The 23149-nt window shown below is 47.4% G+C and carries 19 protein-coding genes; 8 read left to right on the top strand and 11 right to left on the bottom strand.

The annotated features are described in order from the left end of the window. Positions 1-36 precede the first annotated feature (36 nt). The 4 genes from ubiB to rmuC all read right to left on the bottom strand — a co-directional run bounded on the left by ubiB (position 37) and on the right by rmuC (position 4705). On the bottom strand, positions 37-1671 hold the full coding sequence (gene ubiB / locus ABMY42_RS15380) for a ubiquinone biosynthesis regulatory protein kinase UbiB (RefSeq protein WP_005434553.1): 1635 nt from the start codon (positions 1669-1671) through the stop codon (positions 37-39). After that, complete coding sequence (locus ABMY42_RS15375) at positions 1668-2303, bottom strand: SCP2 domain-containing protein (protein ID WP_349266521.1); 636 nt, start codon at positions 2301-2303, stop codon at positions 1668-1670. The genes ubiB and ABMY42_RS15375 overlap by 4 nt, the downstream gene beginning before the upstream one ends. An 11-nt stretch (positions 2304-2314) precedes the next feature. After that, positions 2315-3094 (bottom strand): bifunctional demethylmenaquinone methyltransferase/2-methoxy-6-polyprenyl-1,4-benzoquinol methylase UbiE, encoded by a 780-nt coding sequence (ubiE, locus tag ABMY42_RS15370; protein WP_005434558.1) that lies wholly within the window; start codon positions 3092-3094, stop codon positions 2315-2317. A 78-nt stretch (positions 3095-3172) separates the two neighbouring features. Continuing rightward, complete coding sequence (rmuC, locus tag ABMY42_RS15365; protein WP_005434560.1) at positions 3173-4705, bottom strand: DNA recombination protein RmuC; 1533 nt, start codon at positions 4703-4705, stop codon at positions 3173-3175. A 169-nt stretch (positions 4706-4874) separates the two neighbouring features. Between rmuC and ABMY42_RS15360 the strand changes: the two genes are divergently transcribed. The 3 genes from ABMY42_RS15360 to ABMY42_RS15350 all read left to right on the top strand — a co-directional run bounded on the left by ABMY42_RS15360 (position 4875) and on the right by ABMY42_RS15350 (position 9008). Next, complete coding sequence (locus ABMY42_RS15360) at positions 4875-5783, top strand: DMT family transporter (RefSeq protein ID WP_038893757.1); 909 nt, start codon at positions 4875-4877, stop codon at positions 5781-5783. Between the two features lie 196 nt (positions 5784-5979). Then, a complete protein-coding gene (locus ABMY42_RS15355) occupies positions 5980-8427 on the top strand; it encodes an EAL domain-containing protein (protein ID WP_349266520.1) in 2448 nt (815 codons plus the stop codon). A gap of 140 nt (positions 8428-8567) precedes the next feature. Continuing rightward, a complete protein-coding gene (locus tag ABMY42_RS15350) occupies positions 8568-9008 on the top strand; it encodes a hypothetical protein (protein ID WP_349266519.1) in 441 nt (146 codons plus the stop codon). A gap of 51 nt (positions 9009-9059) precedes the next feature. On the opposite strand, the gene ABMY42_RS15345 is transcribed toward ABMY42_RS15350, so the two are convergent. The 3 genes from ABMY42_RS15345 to ftnA all read right to left on the bottom strand — a co-directional run bounded on the left by ABMY42_RS15345 (position 9060) and on the right by ftnA (position 11611). After that, positions 9060-10253: an NAD(P)/FAD-dependent oxidoreductase gene (locus ABMY42_RS15345; protein WP_239911943.1), complete on the bottom strand. Its 1194-nt coding sequence runs from the start codon at positions 10251-10253 to the stop codon at positions 9060-9062. A 416-nt stretch (positions 10254-10669) separates the two neighbouring features. Further along, complete coding sequence (gene uspB, locus ABMY42_RS15340; protein ID WP_005448571.1) at positions 10670-10993, bottom strand: universal stress protein UspB; 324 nt, start codon at positions 10991-10993, stop codon at positions 10670-10672. A gap of 90 nt (positions 10994-11083) precedes the next feature. Then, positions 11084-11611: a non-heme ferritin gene (ftnA, locus tag ABMY42_RS15335; RefSeq protein WP_005434576.1), complete on the bottom strand. Its 528-nt coding sequence runs from the start codon at positions 11609-11611 to the stop codon at positions 11084-11086. Positions 11612-11767: 156 nt separating this feature from the next. Here ftnA and uspA point away from each other — a divergent pair, with 156 nt between their 5' ends. Together uspA and ABMY42_RS15325 are read left to right on the top strand one after the other, a co-directional pair. Then, a complete protein-coding gene (uspA, locus tag ABMY42_RS15330) occupies positions 11768-12193 on the top strand; it encodes a universal stress protein UspA (RefSeq protein ID WP_005434578.1) in 426 nt (141 codons plus the stop codon). A 70-nt stretch (positions 12194-12263) separates the two neighbouring features. Continuing rightward, entirely contained in the window at positions 12264-13142 is an 879-nt protein-coding gene (locus ABMY42_RS15325; protein ID WP_005434580.1) for a carboxylate/amino acid/amine transporter, read from the top strand. Between the two features lie 71 nt (positions 13143-13213). Here ABMY42_RS15325 and ABMY42_RS15320 read toward each other — a convergent pair whose 3' ends face one another. From ABMY42_RS15320 to ABMY42_RS15310, 3 genes are all read right to left on the bottom strand, one after another. Further along, a complete protein-coding gene (locus ABMY42_RS15320) occupies positions 13214-13813 on the bottom strand; it encodes a hypothetical protein (RefSeq protein ID WP_061007919.1) in 600 nt (199 codons plus the stop codon). A 489-nt stretch (positions 13814-14302) separates the two neighbouring features. After that, on the bottom strand, positions 14303-15082 hold the full coding sequence (locus ABMY42_RS15315) for a class I SAM-dependent methyltransferase (RefSeq protein WP_349266518.1): 780 nt from the start codon (positions 15080-15082) through the stop codon (positions 14303-14305). Between the two features lie 103 nt (positions 15083-15185). Next, entirely contained in the window at positions 15186-18311 is a 3126-nt protein-coding gene (locus ABMY42_RS15310; RefSeq protein ID WP_349266517.1) for an EAL domain-containing protein, read from the bottom strand. A 115-nt stretch (positions 18312-18426) separates the two neighbouring features. Between ABMY42_RS15310 and asnC the strand changes: the two genes are divergently transcribed. Beyond that, entirely contained in the window at positions 18427-18891 is a 465-nt protein-coding gene (asnC, locus tag ABMY42_RS15305) for a transcriptional regulator AsnC (RefSeq protein ID WP_005430014.1), read from the top strand. An 85-nt stretch (positions 18892-18976) separates the two neighbouring features. Here the strand turns inward: asnC and prlC are convergent, their stop codons facing one another. Then, positions 18977-21019 (bottom strand): oligopeptidase A, encoded by a 2043-nt coding sequence (prlC, locus tag ABMY42_RS15300; protein WP_349266516.1) that lies wholly within the window; start codon positions 21017-21019, stop codon positions 18977-18979. A 424-nt stretch (positions 21020-21443) separates the two neighbouring features. On the opposite strand from prlC, the gene ABMY42_RS15295 reads away from it, so the two are divergent. Together ABMY42_RS15295 and ABMY42_RS15290 are read left to right on the top strand one after the other, a co-directional pair. After that, complete coding sequence (locus ABMY42_RS15295; protein WP_005434590.1) at positions 21444-22283, top strand: 23S rRNA (adenine(2030)-N(6))-methyltransferase RlmJ; 840 nt, start codon at positions 21444-21446, stop codon at positions 22281-22283. Between the two features lie 147 nt (positions 22284-22430). Next, positions 22431-23135: a glutathione S-transferase family protein gene (locus tag ABMY42_RS15290; RefSeq protein WP_349266515.1), complete on the top strand. Its 705-nt coding sequence runs from the start codon at positions 22431-22433 to the stop codon at positions 23133-23135. The last annotated feature ends 14 nt before the right edge of the window (positions 23136-23149 follow it).

Genomic DNA, 23149 nt, shown 5'->3' with positions numbered 1-23149 from the left:
GGGTCTTTAAACAAAATTATTTCAAGAGTTTAACGTCTATCGACGATAAGCTCGCCAACTAAGCAACCAAAATGTGACCCCTGCGATACCGCTAGCGATCGATAGCTGCTCATAAGCGTTATCCACCAATATTGCCGAGCATACGACTAAAGTGGCTCCAACGCCAAATAAAAACTTTCCTGTCGCCTGCTGACGCTTGCTGTGACGGTAACCTTGATAAAGCTGATCCATGCGTTGATTCATGGCTTTACCTTGTTTAAGGCTATCGTAAAGCAGCTCCGGCAGTTCCGGTAACTTCTCTGCCCAAAACGGCGCACGGTCTTTAATGGCATTCACTAAAGCTTGCGGACCGACTTGGTTCATCATCCATTCTTCAAGGAAAGGTTTCGCGGTCTCCCACAAATCTAGTTGCGGGTACAACTGGCGACCCAGTCCTTCGACGTACAACAGCGTTTTTTGTAGCAATACAAGCTGCGGCTGCACTTCCATATTGAATCGACGCGCAGTATTGAACAGGTTCAACAATACGTGACCGAAAGAGATTTCACACAGTGGTTTAGCAAAGATTGGCTCACACACAATGCGAATCGCAAATTCAAATTCATCGACATTGGTATCGGCAGGTACCCACCCCGAATCAACGTGCAATTCCGCTACGCGGCGGTAGTCACGATTGAAGAATGCGAGGAAGTTTTCCGCCAGATAACGTTTGTCTTCACTATTAAGTGTACCAACGATCCCGCAATCCAGCCCTATCCACATCGGATTCTCTGGATGCTCCGGTTTAACGAACACGTTGCCCGGGTGCATGTCGGCATGGAAAAAGCTGTCTCGGAACACCTGAGTGAAGAACACACTCACACCACGTTCCGCGAGCAATTTCATATTGGTGCCATTCGCTTCCAAGCCTTCAATATCAGAGACTTGGATGCCATATATTCGCTCAGAAACCATGACAGTTTCATTACTAAAGTCAGGAAAAACTTCTGGTACGTAAAGCTCTTCACTGCCTTCGAAGTTGCGACGCAGTTGAATCGCGTTCGCCGCTTCACGACGCAAATCGAGCTCATCAAGTAAGGTTTTTTCGTACTCGCGAACCACTTCAACTGGTTTCAAACGACGTGCTTCAGGCATCGCTCCGGCGACTATACGCGCCATTCGGTGCATCAGTTTTAGATCTGAATCAATGACCGGACGAATATCTGGACGGATGACCTTTAATACCACTTCTTGGTTAGTGTCTTTTAATCGCGCTGTATGCACCTGAGCGATCGACGCAGACGCTAACGGTTTGATATCAAATTCAGTAAACCAGTTTTCTAATGGACCGCCCAGAGCGAGTTCCATTTGTTCTTTCGCTAACTGCCCATCAAATGGCGCAACTTGGTCTTGCAAAAGCGCAAGAGGATCAGCGATATGCGGAGGAAAAAGGTCACGGCGAGTCGACATCATCTGACCGAACTTAATCCAAACCGGACCAAGTTCTTGCAGAGCGAGACGAAGGCGTTCACCCAGAGGTTTTTCTGGGTGCTTGTTCTTCATCCAGAATAAGCTTTTGCGCATCAAAAGCGGCGCTTTGGTCAGTTGATGATCAGGCAACAACTCATCCAAGCCGTATTCCAGCTGAACTTTAATGATGTGGTATAAGCGCTTTATTTCTGCTGGCGTCATGAGTTCTCCAGCGCAGACTTATCCGAATCGAACTTGTTTAGTAATGCGTTTAGACGTGCTTCAACGCGAGAAGCTTGGCTACGAACGTCATCCACTTGGTCACAGAAGTGGGCAATTTCTAGCGGTGCTGGCGCCAGTTTCCACTCTTCTGTTACCACTTGAGCAAGATAACGCTGGTGTTTTTCTGCTTGAGAAGCAAAGAAACCGCCGACGTTTTTGGTGCCTTGCACAAAAGTATGTGCCACGACATCACCTGTCACGCGAGACAGCCACTCTTCAATATCTGGCTTGCAATCCACCATCAATTGAGAGAATTTCTGTGCCAATTGGATGTCACCTTCAAGTTCAAGCTTGTCTTGTTTGATAAGGCGAGTGATGTTGGCTTGATCGCGCAACTCAGGCAGGACGCTTAGATTCAGCGACAGATAACAATCTGGCTGACCTTCGTAATTACCCAAAACATCAATTTGCTGGCTAAAGATGAACGTCAGTGTCTTATTGATTTCTTTCAGGTGAATTTGAATCACCTGACCTTTAAGACGTGACAAACGACGACCCAATTCAGGATCGTCTTTAATCAGAGTATTTAGTGTCGTTTCAATAACGGCAGTGATAAGAGGTTCAAATGGCATACCGCTTATCCTTAGAATTTGTAGCCGCGGTGCAGCGCCACAATACCACCCGTAAGGTTGTAGTATTTGGTGTTTTCGAAGCCCGCTTCTTTCATCATGCCTTCCAGCGTGTCTTGGTCTGGGTGCATGCGGATAGATTCAGCTAGGTAACGGTAGCTGTCTGCGTCGTTCGCTACTAGCTCACCCATTTTTGGCAATAGGTGGAATGAGTACGCGTCGTACACTTTTGATAGCGGGTCTAGGATTGGTTTTGAGAACTCAAGCACCAACAAACGACCACCTGGCTTCAACACGCGGAACATCGAGCGCAGCGCTTTGTCTTTATCGGTGACGTTACGTAGACAGAAGCTAATCGTGATCACGTCAAAGTAATCATCTGGGAACGGCAGTTCTTCTGCGTTCGCTTGAACGTAATGTACGTTACCAACAATGCCGTTGTCGCGTAGTTTGTCACGACCCACATTTAGCATTGAGTTGTTGATGTCCGCTAGGATCACGTGACCTTGGTCGCCAACAATGCGCGAGAATTTCGCCGTCAGGTCGCCAGTACCACCACCTAGGTCAAGAACACGTTGTCCCGGACGAGCGCCACTGCAATCAATAGTAAAACGCTTCCAAAGGCGATGAACGCCACCTGACATCAAGTCATTCATGATGTCGTATTTTGCTGCCACTGAGTGGAAAACTTCGGCAACTTTGGTCACTTTTTCGTCTTTTGCCACTGTGGTAAAACCAAAGTGGGTAGTGTCGTTATCTAACGCTGTATTTGATTGCACACTTGTGTCCGTCATTCTGATTCCTCTTGGGCAGCACTTTCTCACTTCGGGGCGGTTGATAACAAATAGGGTCGCCCACTGTACTGCGGGCGATTAGTTTACTTTATCCTCAGCCGGATGTCTTTCTACTAAAGAAGCATTTTCCGAAAATGACTCTGTCTGCGCCAACTGAGCAAGATCTGGCGAGATTGGACGTTTTACTTCCACTCCTAATTGCTTGAAGCTTTCCGCCTGACGAATCACGTTGCCACGCCCTGTTGCCAGTTTATTCATCGCCCCTTGGTACGTTTGGTTCGCTTTGTCTAATGCGCCACCCAGCCCTTCCATGTCGTCAATGAACAAGCGCAGTTTGTCGTACAACTTCGCCGCTCGTTCCGCGATCAATTGGGCGTTTTCGTTTTGGCGTTCGTTGCGCCACAAGTTATCTATCGTACGTAGCGCCACCAGCAAAGTGGTAGGGCTGACCAAAATAATGTTTTGTTCCATCGCATCTTTAACCAAGCTTGGGTCGGCTTGAATCGCAACTTGGAATGCAGGCTCCACTGGAATAAACATCAATACGTAGTCTAAGCTCTGGATGCCTTTTAGCTGATGGTAATCCTTAAGACTCAAGCCTTTGATGTGGGCGCGCAGCGCGGCTAAGTGATCGCTCAGCGCCTGCTCTCGTTGAATGTCGTTCTCTGCGTTGAAGTAGCGCTCGTACGCCACCAGCGCCATTTTCGAATCGACCACCACTTGTTTGTTTTGCGGTAAGTGAACAATCACATCAGGTTGATAGCGTTTGCCCGCTTCGTTTTGCAAGCTCACCTGAGTTTGGTACTCGTGCCCTTCACGCAGACCAGATTCTGCCAATACACGAGCCAGAACCACTTCACCCCAGTTGCCTTGCTGCTTGTTGTCACCTTTCAGAGCTTGAGTCAGATTGACTGCTTCTCGGGTCATATGCTCGTTCAAGCGTTGCAGGTTCTTCAACTCATGCACCAAGGTGTGACGCTCTTTGGCTTCTTGGCTAAAACTGTCGTTAACTTGTTTTTTGAACCCTTCCAGCTGCTCTTTGAGTGGAGACAGCAAACCTTCCAAGCTCTGACGGTTTTGCATGTCGACTTTGGCGGTTTTCTCTTCAAACAACTGATTCGCTAAGTGTTCAAACTGCTGCTTCAAACGCACTTCTGCCTGCTCAAGAATTTGCAGTTTTTCAGCATTGGCTTGGTTGATTTGTTCGTGGCGTGCTTGCTGCTCACCAAGCTGGGTTTCAAGACGCGATTTGTGCTCTCGCATCTGCCCTAGCTCATCAAAATACTGCTGACGCTCCTGTTTCACTGCTTCGAAATAGCGCAGTTTTTCCATCGCCGCCATCAATTTGCCGTGAGTTTGGCGCACTTCGAATGCCGCTTTATCGCGCTCGTCATCAAGCTCATCCAATTCTTGCTGTGCTTCAGCGAGACTTTGCTTCACCTGTTCAAGTTGTTGTTGATGAAGCTGTTTTTCAGAGGAGAGCTGTTGTTCGAGCAATTGAGTTTGCGTGGCAAAGCGTTGTTTAACCCACCAACCCACTGCAACACCGCTGATGGTCGCGGTAAAAAGAGAAGACAGAATGAGAGATTGATGCTCAAGAATCCATTGCATAATAGCGAGTTAGCCTGTGTTTTTTATCTTTAATAATGGTATTTATATACTGGATAAATGTCCAGTTTGTTGGATGAAAAATCCTCGCATACACTAGGCGCTCCGTACAACATACTCACACCTGCTCAAACCAACAGCGATGAGCGGTACATCATCACACAGAGGCATCATGAACGAGCGTCGCGCCCTAGGATTTGGGCTATCAGCGGTATTACTTTGGTCAACAGTAGCGACCGCATTTAAATTGACTTTGGCGGAATTCTCACCGATTCAGATGCTGACCATGGCGAGTATTGTCTCGGCTATCGCACTTATCGTGGTATGTGGTGTACAGGGCAAGCTGAATCAGCTTAGTTCGACGTTTCTTGCCAATCCTTGGTACTACTTACTGCTTGGATTGATTAACCCGCTGGCATACTACCTTATCTTGTTTAAAGCATACGACTTATTGCCGGCCTCCCAAGCGCAGGCGATCAACTACAGTTGGGCGATCACGCTCACCTTGATGGCGGCGGTTTTCTTGGGTCAGAAGATCCGCAATAAAGATTGGATTGCTTGTGGTTTTAGTTATTTGGGCGTCATCGTAATTGCCACCAAAGGTAACGTGTTAGGAATGGAATTCGAAAGTCCGCTTGGGGTGGGATTAGCACTACTTTCAACATTGCTGTGGGCAAGCTACTGGATTCTCAACACCAAAAACAAAGCCGACCCTGTGGTGGGCGTGCTATTGGGCTTTCTGGTTGCGATTCCGTTTGCGATTGGTTTAAGCATTTATGAAGGCGCAGACTGGAGCCAAATCACCGCGAAAGGTTGGGCGGCAGTGACTTATGTTGGTCTGTTTGAGATGGGCGTAACCTTCGTGTTGTGGCTAACGGCACTCAAACTCACCGAAAACACCGCACGCATCAGCAACCTGATTTTCGCTTCACCATTCATCTCGCTCATGTTGCTTGCCACCATCATTGGTGAAGAGATTCACCCATCTACTTTGATTGGCTTAGTGCTGATCATCAGCGGCTTGGTGATTCAACAAGTAAAGTTCGGCAAAAAGCAAAAACAGACGAACACCGCTCAGTGATGACGTCCGAAAACATTGCAAAAATGAGACACGATTTATAAAAAAGAGAGCTAGCTAACAGTTTACTCGATTAATGAAGTGTTCCTTGCTTGGATTTGTTCGGGCTTTGGATACGATATAGCCAAAGCCCGATATGAACGCTGAGTCAGATGTTCACCATACTATTCCAAGGGCGTTTCAGGATGCTTTATTAATTATGTTTCGCTTCGCTATCTCCCCTGCATTGATGACAGACTGGAAACAGGCTCTACAACAATGCTGTGATGCCACACAGGCGCACGGTCAGCTTTATACTTTCAGCTACACTCGCCAATGGCGCTTGAGTGAGGTGGCGACATCTCCGCAACATCATCGTGAAGTCGTCGCGATTCTCGAACCTGCCACTGAGCACTTTATCTATCCTCAGCTTGTTGTTGAACAAACACCCTTTCAGAATCAAACCTTGAGTTACTGCCCGGTATGGCTGCCGAGCGGTGAGCTGTTTGCTGCCTTCGCGTTGGTTCATCCAACTGAGCAAGATACTGTCATTTCTGGGTGGTTAAGCGCATTGGCAGGACGCGTCGGCTTTGATGTTGCTCAGACTTACCATAATGAGCAGCAGCGTCACGATGTTCAATTGCCAGACTTACTGCCATCCCTACAAGAATTCATTGATTGCTTAGAAGACCACACGTGGATAAAAAGCACCGATGGTCGCTACGCGATGACCAACCGCAGCGTTGAAGACTCTTGGCAAATGACCGGCAGTGAAATCGTCGGCAAGAATGACTTCGAGTTGTTCAGCAGCCGTCGAGCGAAAAAGTTCATTGATACCGACCAGTTGGTGATCGCTACTGGCAGCCAAAACACGGTGGAAGAGTGCACCCTAATTGATGACAACAACAATCCGACTTGGCTGGAAACCATTAAATCGCCAATCCGCAATCAAACCGGAGAGCTGATTGGTATTTTGGGTATGACACGCAACGTCACTCGCCGAAAAATGGTGGAGACTCAGTTGTCATTGGCATCGAAAATCTTCGATAACTCCCACGAAGGGATGGTGATCACCGACCGTAAAGCCAACATTCTTGATGTAAATAGCGCCTTCACCCATATCACTGGTTACGCAGCAGAAGAAGTGATCGGTAAGAACCCAAATATCTTGCGTTCTGGGCATCACGACCGCGAATTTTATCAACAGTTGTGGCGTCAGCTAGAAAGCAAAGGTCAGTGGAAAGGTGAATTCATCAATCGCAAGAAAGATGGCAGCATTTACCCACAGCTCGCGACCATCAGTGCGGTGATGGACGATAAGAACCATCTGATCAACTACATTTGTGTGTTCGAAGACATCTCGGTACGTAAAGCACACGAAGAAAAGCTGCAACGCATGGCGTTTTACGATCCATTGACCAACCTTCCTAACCGTACGCATTTGATCAGCTTGCTAGAACAGCACATTGAGAACGGTCAGAAGCATCAACACGCGTTTGCGACTCTGTTCCTCGATATCGACCACTTCAAGCACATCAACGACAGCATGGGACACTTCTGTGGTGACCAACTGCTGACTAAACTCGCTGAACGTCTGCAAGATGTGCTGCACTTACGCGCTCATGTGGCACGTATCGGAGGCGATGAGTTTGTCATCATATTGCCGAATATCGAATCGGATTCGCAGCTGATCGACACTATTGAGGACATACTCTGCCTGTTCAACCGTCCTTTTGAAGTCAGTAAGAACGAGTCTCTGCGCATCTCCACCAGCGTGGGCGTGGCGCGTTATCCTCAAGACGGGCAAGACAGCGAAACCTTGCTCAAGAATGCCGATACTGCCATGTACTTGGCGAAGAAAAACGGTCGTAACGGCTACGCATTCTACTCACCGGATTTGACCGATAAATCCGTGTCTCACGTGCGTATGCAGTCTGCTTTACATGAAGCGATTGAGAAGAATCAACTGCACCTAGCGTACCAACCGCAATACAACTTAAGCGCCAACGAACTGGTTGGCGTAGAAGCCCTGCTACGCTGGCAACATCCTGATCTTGGAATGATTTCTCCGGCAGATTTTATCCCGATTGCAGAGAAAACTGGCTTGATTCAGAGCATTGGTAAATGGGTCTTGGAGCAAGCTTGTTTGCAAGGTCGCGCATGGCTGGATAACGGCATTGAATTTGGCAAGCTTGCGGTGAATGTATCGGCTCTTCAGCTACAACAATCAGACTTCATCAGTAAACTTGGGGTGATTCTAAAAGAGACAGAATTCCCAGCGCACCGTCTAGAGCTGGAAATCACCGAAAGCTTCCTACTGATCGATCCACAACAAGCCATCGCATCACTCAACTTGCTGCGCGAACTCGGCATTGAGATCTCTCTTGATGACTTTGGTACTGGTTACTCGTCACTGTCTTACCTCAAAGGTTTGCCAATCAACAAATTGAAGATCGACCGCTCTTTCGTAAGCGATGTTCCAAGCAATACCGACAGCAATGCGATCGTGAATGCCATCATCGCGATGGGACAAACCCTGTCATTGAAAGTGGTCGCCGAAGGCATCGAAACCGACGAACAAGCTCAATACCTATTCGAGCGCGGCTGCATCTACGGACAAGGCTTCCGCTTTAGCGCCCCTGTTCGCGCCGAGAAGTTGTTTCGTTAGAGATCGTTCGCAAAAGTAATCTGCTCGGATAAAACATCAGCATGTTTTATCTGGGCTTTCTCGAAACTTCTTCTGATTAATTCGACATCCAAGCCCAAACTGCACAGGCTTGTTGAATTGCGAAGGGGAAGAAGCAAAAAATGAAGAACTCAATATTACTCTTGCTCAGTATCATGGGCTTTACCATTGTGCACGCCCAACCAACATCGCCCTCATTGCTCGCAACCTATGCTAACTATCTGGCAAACGCATCAGAGGAAAATATCTCAGAGACTTATTGGCAGTATTTCTCGAAGGAGGCACTCACAGGTATCGAGGTAAGCTCTCCAACAACAAAAGAACAGTTACTGTTCAAACATTTGATGAGGTCGACAAGCAGTGTCTATGAGGTGCATTTCAACGACTATGGCTGCCTTAGCGTGAATGGCAAAAACTCGAACGATGAGCCCATCACGTTCAATATTGAATATGAGATAGAAAATAGCCGGGCGTTGATATCACACATCGATGTGCAGCTGCATAACTCAGAAAAAGAGTTCCCGACCAAAGCAACATGCCCACGAGACTATATGGTGTTTTGAAGTGACGGGTAGGCTGAGCTGAGACAACGCTCAGCCTAAAGAAAATGTTGCTTAAACCCACTGACCCGCGACAAAACCGCTCGACCAGCACCATTGGAAGTTATAGCCACCTAACCAGCCGGTTACGTCCATCACTTCACCGATGAAGTACAAGCCTTTGATGTTCTTACATTCCATGGTTTTTGAAGACAGGTGATCGGTATCTACGCCGCCTAAGGTCACTTCTGCAGTGCGGTAACCTTCCGTGCCGTTCGGTGCTACTGCCCAGTTTTCCAGACGCTCAACGATGGTTGCCATCTCTTTCTGGTTGAACTGCTTAAGAGGTTTATCTGCTAATTCTTTACGTTCAATCAGCACTTCAACCAAACGCTTTGGTAGCACTTTTGCTAGTGTGTTCTTCAACGATTGGTTCGGATGTTTCTCGCGGCTGCGTTCTAGCAGTTCAGAGATGTCGTCGTTCGGTACAAGGTTAATCGTCACCTTCTGACCCGCTTTCCAGAATGACGAGATCTGCAGTACCGATGGACCAGACAAGCCGCGGTGAGTAAACAGCAATGCTTCTTTGAACATGGTGCCGTCTTGCGCGGTGATTTCTGCCGGGATCGCGATGCCCGATAGTTCTGCGAAATCTTCTTTGTCTTCTTTATGTAGCGTAAATGGCACCAGACCCGCTGTAGTCGTAATCACTGGGATCTCAAACTGCTCAGCAATCTTATAGCCGAATGGCGTCGCACCCAATTTAGGCATCGACAGACCACCCGTTGCTACCACCAAAGATTCACATTCGATATTTTCAGTACCAGCATGCAGACGGAAGCCCGCATCGGTTTTCTCGATCGAATGTACATCACATTGGTAGCGTTGTTGGATGTTTGGCATATCGCATTCTGCTAGTAGCATCTTAACAATGTCTTTTGCAGTAAACGCATCAACACAGAACAGCTGCCCGTGATCGCGCTCTTCAAACTCGATGCCATGCTTGCTGACCATCGAGATAAAGTCCCAGTTGGTGTACTGAGACAACGCCGATTTCACGAAGTGTGGGTTTTGGCATAAGTAGTTGCTCGCTGAGACGTCGTAGTTAGTGAAGTTACAACGACCACCACCTGAGATAAGGATTTTACGTCCTGGCTTTTTCGCATGATCCAGCACGAGCACACTGCGTCCGCGTTTGCCAGCTTCTGCTGCACACATCAAACCCGCCGCACCTGCGCCGATTACTACAACATCAAATTTCTTACTCATGGGTAACGCTCAATTACTTATTTAGATTGGTTTATACCCAAGTAACCTCGAGATGCTTGGTTCAGCGAGGATGACTTGGTTTGTAGGCGCGGCGGCGATTTAAAGGTTTAGTGGGTCTAAATCAAAAATCGACAACAAAGTATACAAGCCAAGGCAACTCGCCCTTCGGGAGCGTGTCATTGACCCGATTTCTACGTCAAACAACTTGGAAAGAGCTAGCTATTACGCTGCGTCGTTTTCCTTGAACTCAAATCAATGACAACGCTCTGAACTCTGCATCTTGAAGTCACTTGGGTATGTAAGTCCAAAAATAAAAAAGGATGTGCGTAATGCACATCCTTGCTTTCTGCGGGCGCTATTCTAACGACAAAAGTCGAGCGGGAAAAGCGCTTAAATTCCAAGCACAGCTTGCCGGCTTAAAGAATGAAGGCAGCCAGTAGGGTCACACCAAGTAAAGCGGTCGATAAAATGAATAACCCGCGTACCCTTTCGCATTTGCCAGTAAAGATCTCATCGTGATGATGGTGATACTCTTTACTCTTAATGTAATGGTACAGCCGCACCTGTTTGGTGACGTTACCATGGGTGGTGAAAAATCCATTGCCATCCACTTGCTGATAAAGCAAAGGATGCGCTTCGCGCATGATGTAAATTAAAGAACGAAGAGCGGTGAGATAACGGACCATGTTTACTCCCGTTACTACCATTAGCGCAAATAAGATTGTGTCTCCACTGATCATCTTTTCCTCCCTACATCTTCAACGATGCTCAAGAGATAAAGACGACCAATGCTTCGTCCTTAACCCGCTGCTTACCGCGTCGGGAACACGTTATGCAGCTGGAGCACCCATAATTGAAGATGAACCTTCTTTTGCCATTTGTGCTAGATCTTTATCGATGAAGAACAATGCTTTACCGTCTTCACCAACTAATTCGATCTTATCTAAAATCCCTTTAAACAACTTCTCTTCTTCGTGCTGTTCAGCCACGTACCACTGTAGGAAGTTAAACGTTGAGTAGTCTTGGCTTGTAAATGCAACATGCGCCAATTTATTGATCTTTTCCGTGATCATTTGCTCATGTTCGTAGGTTTCACGGAAAACATCGCCAAGGCTAGCAAAGTCATGCTTAGGTGCTTCAATTGCACCTAGGATTGGCATTGAGCCAGTTTCACTTACATAAGTGAAAAGACGTTGCATGTGCTCCATTTCTTCTACGGCGTGAGCGCGTAAAAATTCAGCCGCACCTTCAAAACCTTTGTCTTCACACCAAGCACTCATTTGTAAGTATAGATTGGATGAGAAAAATTCTAGGTTAATTTGCTCATTCAATTGTTCAACCATAGTTTGAGACAGCATGTTAACTCCTATTTATGTGCATGCGTTTTGCGCCACTATAACATGATTACTGTGGCAACACTTTGTACCTACGATATTGATATGAGATCACTTCAGCAAAATTATCTGACACTTAGTGCTAATCTGACACTATGACCTTATCAAGGAGATAGCAATATGAGTTACAAACACGTACTTGTGGCAGTCGACCTCTCAGACGACAGTAAAGTGTTGATTAAGAAAGCCGTGTCACTGGCTAAACCTCTGGATGCGAAAGTCTCTTTCATTCATATCGATGTGAATTACGCCGAGCTTTACACCGGGCTTATCGACATCAACATGGCGGAGGCGCAACACCAAGCGATGGAAGCGTCTCGTACACAGTTAGCGAATTTTGAAGAATACGCAGAGTACCCAATCACGCATACGTTAGTTGGTAGCGGTGATTTGAGTAACGAGCTGTGCGACACCATTCAGGACTACAATATTGATTTGGTGGTTTGTGGTCATCACCAAGACTTCTGGAGCAAGATTCTTTCGTCGACGCGTCAGCTTATTAACTGCTCACCTGTCGATATGCTGGTCGTACCGCTAAAAGACTGATTTGCGTTGGCGTGACCTCAAAACTTGGTTAGACTGCGGGCACATTTGTTGTTGATAAAGATTCTCATCCATGGCTTATCTATCCGCAGTTACCCTACTTTGGGCATTCTCATTTAGCCTGATCGGCGTTTACCTTGCCGGTCAGGTTGACTCTTGGTTCTCTGTTTTCATGCGCGTTGCGTTGGCGAGCCTAGTCTTCATTCCTTTCTTAAAATTCCGTGGCGTAAGCAAATCTCTGATCGCGAAATTGATGATCGTGGGCGGCTTCCAACTCGGCTTGATGTATTGCTTCTACTACCAGTCTTTCCTACTCCTTTCTGTACCAGAAGTACTGCTGTTCACCGTATTTACCCCTATTTACGTCACCTTGATTTATGACTTCTTGAAAGGTCGATTCTCGCCTTGGTATTTGGTCACAGCGGCGATTGCAGTGCTGGGCGCGGCGTGGATTAAGTTTGCGGGCATCAATGAAAACTTCTTGATGGGCTTTTTGGTCGTACAAGGAGCGAATCTGTGTTTTGCCATCGGTCAGGTCGGCTATAAATACATTATGGAAACCGAGTCGGTTGAACTGCCGCAGCACACGGTATTTGGCTACTTCTACTTAGGCGCATTGTGCGTGGCGACCGTCGCTTTTGCTCTGATGGGGAACTTGGACAAGATGCCAACCACAGCAACACAATGGGGCATTCTGACTTACCTTGGTTTGATTGCATCAGGCTTTGGTTACTTTGCGTGGAACAAAGGCGCAACCATGGTCAATGCGGGTGCACTTGCGGTAATGAACAACGCACTCGTCCCTGCTGGTTTGATTGTGAATATCGTGATTTGGAACCGCGATGTCGATGTGACGCGACTTGCCATTGGTGGTGCGATCATCATGCTATCACTGTGGATTAACGAAACTTGGGTGAAAAAACGCGTAGAGATGAGTTACGCCAACAAGTAACACAGCTAATCCTAAAAACATTTCGACAATAAAAAACGCTCTCCAACTGGAGAGCGTTTTTTTTGATTCGATTAATGCACTTTGGCTTGCGAGTTTGTGCTCAACAACGTGTTTGGTGGCGTTGGCAGTAACACCTCTAGTTTGGCATTTCGCGCTTCAAGCTTGCGCTGGCGTTTGAGCAATTTTTGCTGCTTTTTGGCTAACTTAAGCAACTTCTTCTGCTGCTTGTAATGTTTCTTAACCGCTTTCTTCGCCTTCTTCAGCGCTTTCTTATCTGACAAATCAAACATAGCTGGCGCCTCTAGCTTAGTGGTTGAGGTTACGGATGCGACTTTTGCTGCCAGTTTTTTCTCTTTCACTCGTTCCACAACACGTTTAACGATCGCGGCTTTCTCTGCGCTTTGCTCAGACGCCATGATGATTGGGGTATCTTGAGTAAGAGATGAAGTTGGCAGTGCTTCCGCCAATAGACCACAAGCCTGTTGCTCAGACAGCGGTTTGTCTTGGCACTTTTGAGGTGGAATCGCGGCAGGCTTACACAAGGTGTTTTTCGATGCAGAAGAACGGGCACAAGAACGACAGACAAACTTAGGTGCCACCACTAGGCGGTGAATATCACCCAAACTCTCAGCAATCTGTTTGCGGCTCATCTTACATAAACGTTTCGCCATGCTACTACTCCAGCTTCCCAATTCTCGACTGTTTTACTCTACGGCATCACACAAGTGAAATAATAATAATTCTTAGTTAGATATACAGTCAGTATGCCGAATTAGCAAGAGAAAAGTATCAATAAGCAGAGCAAACACCAGATACAAACACAGCGCCAGAATAGGCGCTGTGAGAAGAAGTTTTTTGTCGTCAGGTGTTTAGGGTCTGTTGACCTTTTGCGGTTAAATTTTGTTCGAGATAAAAGCGTTTTAATCGCGGCGAGAGGTTTGTAGCCTAGTCATTCTAAGCAAAATCCTCTCAACAAAGAGTAAAACGCTTTTAGCCGAACCCTTTGGGCAGCGTTTGTGGCTCCTTTCTACTGCGTTATCGGCTTATCAGGTAGGGCAACTACATTTCAAAGCCTCTGCCTCTTTCTTAGTTTATAAAGAAGGAAGAATCCACAAACGGCTGCAAAAATCAGCTCAAAAGGTCAATAGACCCTAGTTGAACTACGCCATTGATGCCTTCACATACACATCGAAACGGTTCTTTTTGGTTTCGATTGCCATGCTCGGCTTTTGCTCATCAAGCCAGTTGGCGTAATCAGGGCGTTTGACCACCACACGCTTGCTCGCCAATGCCATTGCAGGCGCCAGCAAACCATCCGCATCAAGATCTGCACCAACCAAAGATTGGAAGACGCGCATCTCTTTCTTCACTAATGCCGATTTCTTTTTGTTTTCAGGGTGCGGGTACATAGGGTCGAGATAAACCACATCTGGCTGAACAAAGCCTTTATCTTGCGCCAATTGCTCCAACGCATCATGACTAGAAGCGTGAATCAAAGACATACGCTCTGATACCCAAGTACCGATTTCTGGATCGTGTTTCGCGCGAGCCAAACCGTCATCCAACAAAGCTGCGACTACTGGGTGACGCTCAACCATTTGGACTTTACAACCTAACGACGCCAATACGAACGCATCGCGCCCTAAGCCAGCGGTGCCATCAAGCACGGTTGGAGTTGCGCCTTTGTTCAAACCCGCAGCTTTCGCGATTGCTTGACCTTTACCGCCACCGAACTTGCGACGATGCCCTACTGCACCACCAATCAAATCCACAAAGATTGCACCCAGCTTTGGCTCATCCACTTTACGCAGCTCTAAACGCTCTGTCGTTAGGACTAAGGCAAAGTCACTGTCATCAGTGTGAGAAAGCTGCCAACGCGCAGCGAGTTCATCAAGGTGAGACTGTTGAGATGGGTCTTCACAAATCAATTGCAGTTGCAAAAGGAGGCTCCAGTAAAAATCGGTTTAACTGGCGCTGAGTGTATACCCAACCCGCCTCTAATTGCTAGGTTGGGGAGAAGTTAGATGACGTTCGTCTAGATGGTTAAAGCTGTTGGAGTTCGTCGACCAGCTCAGCCAAAGGTTTAGGATGCCCAATGCCATAACCTTGCCCATAGTCGACACCAAGTTCGATCAGCAGCTCTCTAACTTGGTCATTCTCAACAAATTCCGCCACCGTGACTTTGCCCATCTGCTTGGCTAAGTCGTTGATTGAACGCACCATCACACGATCCATCTCGTTTACGTTGATATCTCGCACGAAAAGACCATCAATTTTCACGATATCGACAGGAAGTTGCTTTAAGTAGCCAAAAGAAGACAAGCCAGAACCAAAATCGTCCAACGCAATCAAACAGCCCAGCGTGCGCACGCGAGTGAAGAAGCCGAGCGCTTGGTCGATATTGCTCATCGCTGCAGTTTCGGTAATTTCTAAACAGATCTTCTCACAAGGAATCGAGGACGACTGCAAACGCTCTAGCAGGAAGTCGATAAACTCTTGATTCCCCATCGACTGACCGGACAAGTTGATCGCGCAGCGTCCGAGTTTTTCTACTATCTCTGGGCGAGCTTCAAACCACTCTAGGGTTTGGGTAATCACTTGTTTATCAATCCAATGCGCGATGTTGTAGCGTTCAGAGGCTGGGATAAAAACACCAGGAGACAAGTAATTGCCCTGTGCATCACGAATACGCACCAGAATCTCAAAGCACAATGGTGAGCCTTCACCGCTTAAGTTAACAATGCGCTGAGCAAACAGTTCAAGACGCTTACTCGATAGCGCTTCGTGCACCAGATTAACGCTCTGCATTTCTAACTGGCGACGCTGCAACTCTTCGTTATCTAAGCTGAATAGGTTATAGCGATTGCGTCCCTGCTCTTTGGCAACATGACACGCGGAATCTGCTTGAGCATGGACCATTTGTGGCGTTTCGGCAGTGTGGTCAATGATACGAATGCCCACTGAGCAGCTCATAAACAGTTGCGTGTCTTCCCAACGGAAAAGCTGTTCGCTCAAGGTCGTGATAATCTGCTTGGCAACGTTAATTGCACCGTGCTCATCGCAATCTTTCAACAACACAGCAAATTCATCACCACCCATGCGTGCCAAGACTGCATTGTATGGCAGCACCTCTTCCAACATGCTGGCACAGAACTGAATAGCCGCATCACCGGCATCATGACCCACGGTATCGTTAAGCACTTTTAGCTGGTCGAGATCGAGATACAACATTGCATGAACTCGACGGTGGCTTTCTACTTCTCGCAGTGCGGTTTGCAGCTCTAACTCGAAATAGTTACGGTTGTAGGTGTCAGTCAGCAAATCGTAACGTGCTTGGTACTCAAGCTGTTTGGCGAGCTTCTTGGTCTCAGTTATGTCTTCACCAACGATCAGCAGTTGGTCGGAATCTCTTAATGGGCGAATGTTTTCACGTACCCAAACACGATGACCATCCGCATGACGATATTCGATTTCGCGACGCCAAACGCCGTGCATCACTTGCTGCGGTTGTAGTAGCACTTGGCGCGGGATCAGCGCTTTTTCGTCTGAATAGAACTCACGTAGGCGATGCCCCAACATATCCAACGGTTGATAACCCAAAAGCTGCTGGGCAAAACGGTTCACTTCCTGAATGCGGTTATTGTTATCTAACGTCACCATCATTACCGGTTGCTGCTCGTAGTAGTTACGCAAACTCGATTCACGTTGGTAGAGCTTGTCTTCCATCGCTTTACGGCTGGTGATGTCACGCGCTTCGAACAAGTATTGCTCTTGGTTTGCCACTTGCTGAGAAAACGGTTTGAGGGACACTTCCAGCACCATAGCGCCATGTTCTTTACTCCAGATCTCCGTTTCAAAAGTGGAGACTTGGCGATGGCTGGACTGGAAATAATTGGCAAGTAGCTGGCGTGCTTCTTCGCTCCAGTTTTTATGATGCCAAAGCGGACGATCGACACGCATATCCTGATGATTAAGTAACGATTGCAGACGATCGTTACCAGATTTAAGCAAACCATGCTGGTCGAGAATGCCCATGTACTGCATGCTTTGGTCAAACACCGACTCTAAAATCGTCTGGCTCTCGCGAGCAATACTTTCGCTGCGACGAATGCGATGCAGGTAGTAACTAAGCAGCATAATCACGATGGTCATTGCCACCAGCACACTACCAAACAGTTTAATTTCTCGGGCGTAACGCTCAGTAAATTCCACCGGCTTATTGAAGAACACCGACGAGGCTTCTTGCTCTGCGCCTAAGCCCCAACGCACAACCGATTGATAGTCGAGTTTGATGTCCGATTCTGCACGCACAATCGCAGGCAAAGGTTGCTGTGGGTTATCCAGCACTTGTGCCAATAACTTCGCAGCTTCAAAACCTTGGCGATAGCCAGTTTGAATCACACCGCCAACCGCACCGTGCCCAAGTCCAATATCGTGCACCATAAACAGCGGTGCATTAGAGGCTTGGTTGATATCCCGCCAGTCTTTATCGGTCGCAACGTTACCGTGAATATCGCGGTAGTAAGTCCAAAACAGCACTACGTTGTCGATGCTCATTTGCGACACTTGTTGTTTTAAGTCATCGACCGTTTCCGGCACTAAATGAAGGATTTTGTCGCGATATACTGGGTTATTATCAAGAAAGTCTTCGATCTGAGCACGAAGTGCCGCCCCAGTAACAGAATGGTCACTGACAATAAGGATTTGCTTGTGGGTCGGATGCAAACGCTCAATTAAGGCGAGGTTGGCGGACAGATCGACGTCTTCAATCACGCCCGTCGCCTTCAACCCCTGATGCAGTGCAGGATGATAGTTATTGATACCACTGAAAATCACCGGTGTATCTTTGATAACCGAAGACAAACGCTGCATCAAAGCAAGTGCATTGTTATCGCTGACCACGATCGCGTCAAAATGCTCTTCGCTCAGTTTGGTGCGATAAAGGGACTCCAGCTGATTAAAGAAGTGCTGGCTTTGACTGCGCTTGGAATCGAGATACAACACGCGCGTATCAAGCTGTCGCCCCTCAAGCTGCTGGGTGAAACCACGCTGGATAGAATCAGTCCAGAAGAAACCTTGATGGTAAGAGTGAACAACGAGGACTTTTTGCTCTTGCGCCGCAGCGACAGCACTGAACATGATCGCTATGCAAAACAGAAAAAATGGCACATCAACTCCATGACTTCAGAGCTACCTCGCGGTTATCCCTGCGTAAACCTTGTGAATCCTGTCCGCTGTGAGTATAAAATGAACTTTAAACCTCATACCCAACGGAAATAATTGTATGAATGCGAGCTTGCCTAAACTCGACGATCTTGATCGCGCGATTCTCAAAACTCTGATGGCGGATGCGCGTAAGCCTTACGCAGAAATGGCAAAACAATTTAATGTCAGCCCAGCGACCATCCACGTTCGTATCGAGAAAATGAAAGCGGCAGACATCATCGAAGGTACTGAGGTAATCGTCAATACCAAAAAGCTAGGATATGACGTATGTTGCTTTATCGGCATCAACTTGAATGCCGCGCGCGACTATCATTCAGCGCTAGAAAAGCTCAATGCCCTCGATGAAGTGGTAGAAGCTTACTACACCACAGGCGCGTATAACATATTCGTCAAATTGATGTGCAAATCGATTGAGGAGCTGCAATTTGTATTGATTGATAAGCTTCAAGCGATCGACGAAGTGCAATCCACCGAGACACTGATTTCGCTGCAAAACCCGATCAATCGCAGCGTAAATCCATAACAGTCTGAATCAGATACTAAAAGCTGAATCTATGAATAAAAAAATGGGCAGCCACTTGGCTGCCCATTTTCATTCTCAATCGAGATTACGCTGCGATACCTGAATGACGCAGTAACGCATCGATTTCTGGCTCACGACCACGGAAGCGCTTAAATAGCTCCATTGGTTCTTCACTGCCACCCATTTCTAGGATGTTGTTCAAGAAACTCAGACCGGTTTCTTTGTTGAAGATACCTTCTTCTTCAAAGCGAGAGAACGCGTCTGAAGACAGTACTTCTGCCCATAGGTAGCTGTAGTAACCCGCGCTGTAACCACCCGCGAAGATGTGACCAAAGCTGTGTGAGAAACGCGCCCACTCAACCGCTGGTACAACTGCCACTTTCTCTTTCACTTCTGCCAAGGTTTCAAGTACACGAGCACCCACTTCTGGGTCGTATTCTGTATGCAGAGTGAAGTCGAACAAGCCGAATTCTAGCTGACGTAGGATGCCCATCGCCGACTGGAAGTTCTTCGCTGCTAGCATTTTATCTAGCATTGCTTTTGGTAGCGGCTCGCCAGTCTCGTAGTGACCAGAAATAAACGCCAGCGCGTCTTCTTCCCAACACCAGTTTTCTAGGAACTGACTTGGTAGCTCAACCGCATCCCAAGGCACACCGTTAATACCCGATACCGCGCCTGTTTCTACTTGCGTCAGCATGTGGTGGATACCGTGACCAAACTCGTGGAACAGAGTCACCACTTCATCGTGCGTAAACAGTGCAGGCTTGTCGCCCACAGGACGGTTGAAGTTACACGTTAGGTAAGCGACCGGTGTTTGTAGCTCGCCTGATAGCGTCACACGACGACCGCGGCAATCGTCCATCCACGCACCGCCACGTTTGTGTTCGCGTGCATATAGATCTAGGTAGAAGCTACCGCGCAATGTGCCTTCGCCATCGAAGATATCGAAGAAACGCACGGATTCGTGCCAAGTATCTACGCCTTCACGCTCTGTCACTGTCATACCAAACACGCGGTTTAGCACTTCAAATAGACCACTTACTGCTTTTGATTCAGGGAAGTAAGGACGCAGTTCTTCATCCGAGATTTGGAACAAGTGCTGCTTTTGCTTCTCGCTGTAGTACGCGATATCCCAGACGTTTAGCTCGCTAACACCAAATTCTGCGTTAGCAAACTGGCGTAGCTCTTCAATTTCGCGCTCACCTTGTGGCTTCGCTTTGGTTGCCAAATCGTTCAAGAAGCCAAGAACTTGCGCTGGGTTCTCTGCCATTTTGGTTGCCAGAGATTTCTCGCTGTAAGTGTTGAAACCCAACATACGAGAGATTTCATGACGCAGTTTTAGCTGCTCAGTGATGATTTCTGTGTTGTCCCACTTGCCTGCATTTGGACCACGATCAGAAGCGCGCGTTACGTACGCTTCGTACACTTCTTTACGTAGGTCTTGGTTATCACAGTACGTCATAACTGGTAGGTAAGATGGGATATCTAGCGTGATTAGGTAGCCATCGAGCTCTTTTGCTTCTGCTGCCGCTTTTGCCGCTGCAAGTGCAGATTCTGGCATACCCGCTAGGTCTTCTTCGTCGGCAACGTGCTTAGTCCAACCCATAGTTGCATCCAGCACGTTGTTGGAGAATTTCGAGCTCAGCTCAGACATACGCTTGCTGATTTCGCCGTAGCGATGTTGCTCGTCTGATGGTAGACCGATGCCCGAAAGCTCGAAGTCGCGTAGTGAATCCGAAATGGTCTTCTGCTGTGCACGCGTTAGTGTCGCGTACTCTTCGCTGCCTTTGATCGCTTTGTACGCTTCGTAAAGACCTTTGTGCTGACCAACCCAAGTACCGTACTCAGACAGGATTGGTAGACAGCTTTCGTAAGCCTCGCGTAGCGCTTCGCTGTTCACTACTGAGTTCATGTGACCCACTGGTGACCAAATGCGGCTCAAGCGGTCATCCGCTTCTTCAATAGGCGCGATCACACTGGTCCAGCTTGGGTTTGCGTTGTCTTTTAGTACCTCGTCAATCTTGGCACGACAATCCGCAATCGCCTGCTCCACTGCAGGTTTAATGTGTTCTGGTTTGATTTGCGAAAACGGAGGAAGATCCGTAAACGTAAGAAGTGGATTAGACATGAATAATTCCTTTTGTGTTTTGGCTCTGTATTTGCCTATTCGCATTTGCAAAGCACCTATTGGTGTTTGCAAAACAGTAGGCGAACTCAATGCACAGGCAAGCCGACAACATGGATGGGGGGATTTCCGTTCCCTTTCTCGATGCAGCAATGACCGAATGGGTCAAAGAGCGCTTACTCTGTCCTTGAGTCTTGTTATGCCTAAGTTCGGTTTGGCACTCTATTGGAGCGGCGCAATCCCACTTAGGTTCAATTTGTTTACTCATACTAAGTATGGGTGACTTAAAGAAATTTCAATAGCGAATCCCTATCAGTGATACTGATTTGAATCGAAGTTCTACTTCTTTAAGTTACTTGAGTATAATACCGCCATATCGCGAAAATCACAGACCACACTCAGTCAAAGAGTGTTTCGAGAGTTTAATTTGTTAAGTTACCGCCACAGCTTCCACGCTGGCAACCATGCTGACGTGGTAAAACACATCGTTCAAAGCCTCATTCTTGATGCACTAAAGCAGAAAGATAAGCCGTTTGTTTATCACGATACCCACTCGGGCGTGGGACGCTACGATCTGACTCACGAATGGTCTGAGAAAACGGGCGAATACAAACAAGGCATCGCACGCATTTGGGACAACTCAAACATCCCTGAAGAGATCGCAAGCTACATCGATTCAATCAAAACATTGAACAACGGTGAGAATCTGCGTTACTACCCAGGCTCACCACGTGTTGCTCGTGCGCAAATCCGCCCACAAGACCGCATGGTTCTGACTGAACTGCACCCAGCCGATCACCCGCTACTAGAGCAAGAGTTCCATCGTGATCGCCAAGTGAGCATCTACAAAGAAGATGGCTTTAAGCGTCTAAAAGGCAGTCTGCCACCACAAGAGCGTCGTGGTTTGGTGCTGATTGACCCGCCATACGAGCTGGCGAAAGAGTACCGCGACGTCGTGCAAGCGATTTACCAAAGCCACAAACGTTGGGCAACGGGCATCTACGCGATTTGGTACCCAGTCGTAAACCGCCATGACATCGAAGACATGATTGAAGGTTTGGAAGGGCTTGGCATTCGCAAAATTCTGCAAATTGAATTGGGCGTATCTCCAGACACCAACGAGCGTGGCATGACGGCATCGGGCATGATCGTGATTAACCCACCGTGGAAACTGGAAAGCCAGATGAAAGAAATTCTGCCGTTCCTGCAAGAAGCGATCGCGCCAGCAACGGGGCACTGGAAAGTCGACTGGATCGTTCCAGAATAAAAAACACTGAATTTCAGAAACTTAAAGCGCAACGATGACCTCGTTGCGCTTTTTTTTATTTATTTTCTAAAAAATTTTCGCCTGCGCTTCGTCTTTTCTTTTTTGCCTGCGTCTTAGGGATGTAAACAAGCTAAAACATAGAGAGAAATGACCATGCTTAAAGTTATCAGTTTTAAAATTTGCCCATTTGTTCAACGCGTAACTGCGGCACTAGAAGCAAAACAGATCCCTTACGAGATTGAATACATCAGCTTAAAAGACAAGCCACAATGGTTCCTAGATATCTCACCAAACGGTCAAGTGCCTGTGATGGTGACAGAGTCTGGCACGGTACTGTTTGAGTCGGATGCGATCATCGAATACATCGAAGATGAATACGGTCCGTTAGAGCAAAGCGTGACAAACGAACAACGCGCACTAGACCGAGCATGGAGCTACCTAGGTTCTAAACACTACTTGGCACAGTGCGGCACGATGAGCAGCAAAGACCAAGCAACCTTTGAAGAACGAGCAGAGAAGCTGATCAAAGCGTTCCAAAAAGCAGAAAACCAACTGTCTGGTGAAACCAAGTTCTTTAAATCCGATGAACTAAGTAATGTGGACATGGCTTGGTTGCCGCTTCTGCATCGCGCGGCTATCGTCAAAGCGCACTCTGGTTACGACTTCTTCTGTGGTCTGCCAAAAATGCAGGCATGGCAAAAGCACATCCTAGAGTCAGGATTAGTAGATAAGACGGTATCGGAAGACTTCGTGCAGCTGTTTAGCGATTTCTACCTAACCAACACTTATCTTGCGGATGGTAAAGACGTACAAGCCCAGTCAGGCTGTGGCACATCAAGCTGCTGCGGTTAATGGTTTTCCCCTAC

It is taken from the genome of Vibrio sp. SSH13-20 (genome assembly GCF_040104475.1).
GTDB classification, from domain to species: domain Bacteria; phylum Pseudomonadota; class Gammaproteobacteria; order Enterobacterales; family Vibrionaceae; genus Vibrio; species Vibrio harveyi.
This window is presented reverse-complemented; position numbering and strand designations above follow the sequence as displayed.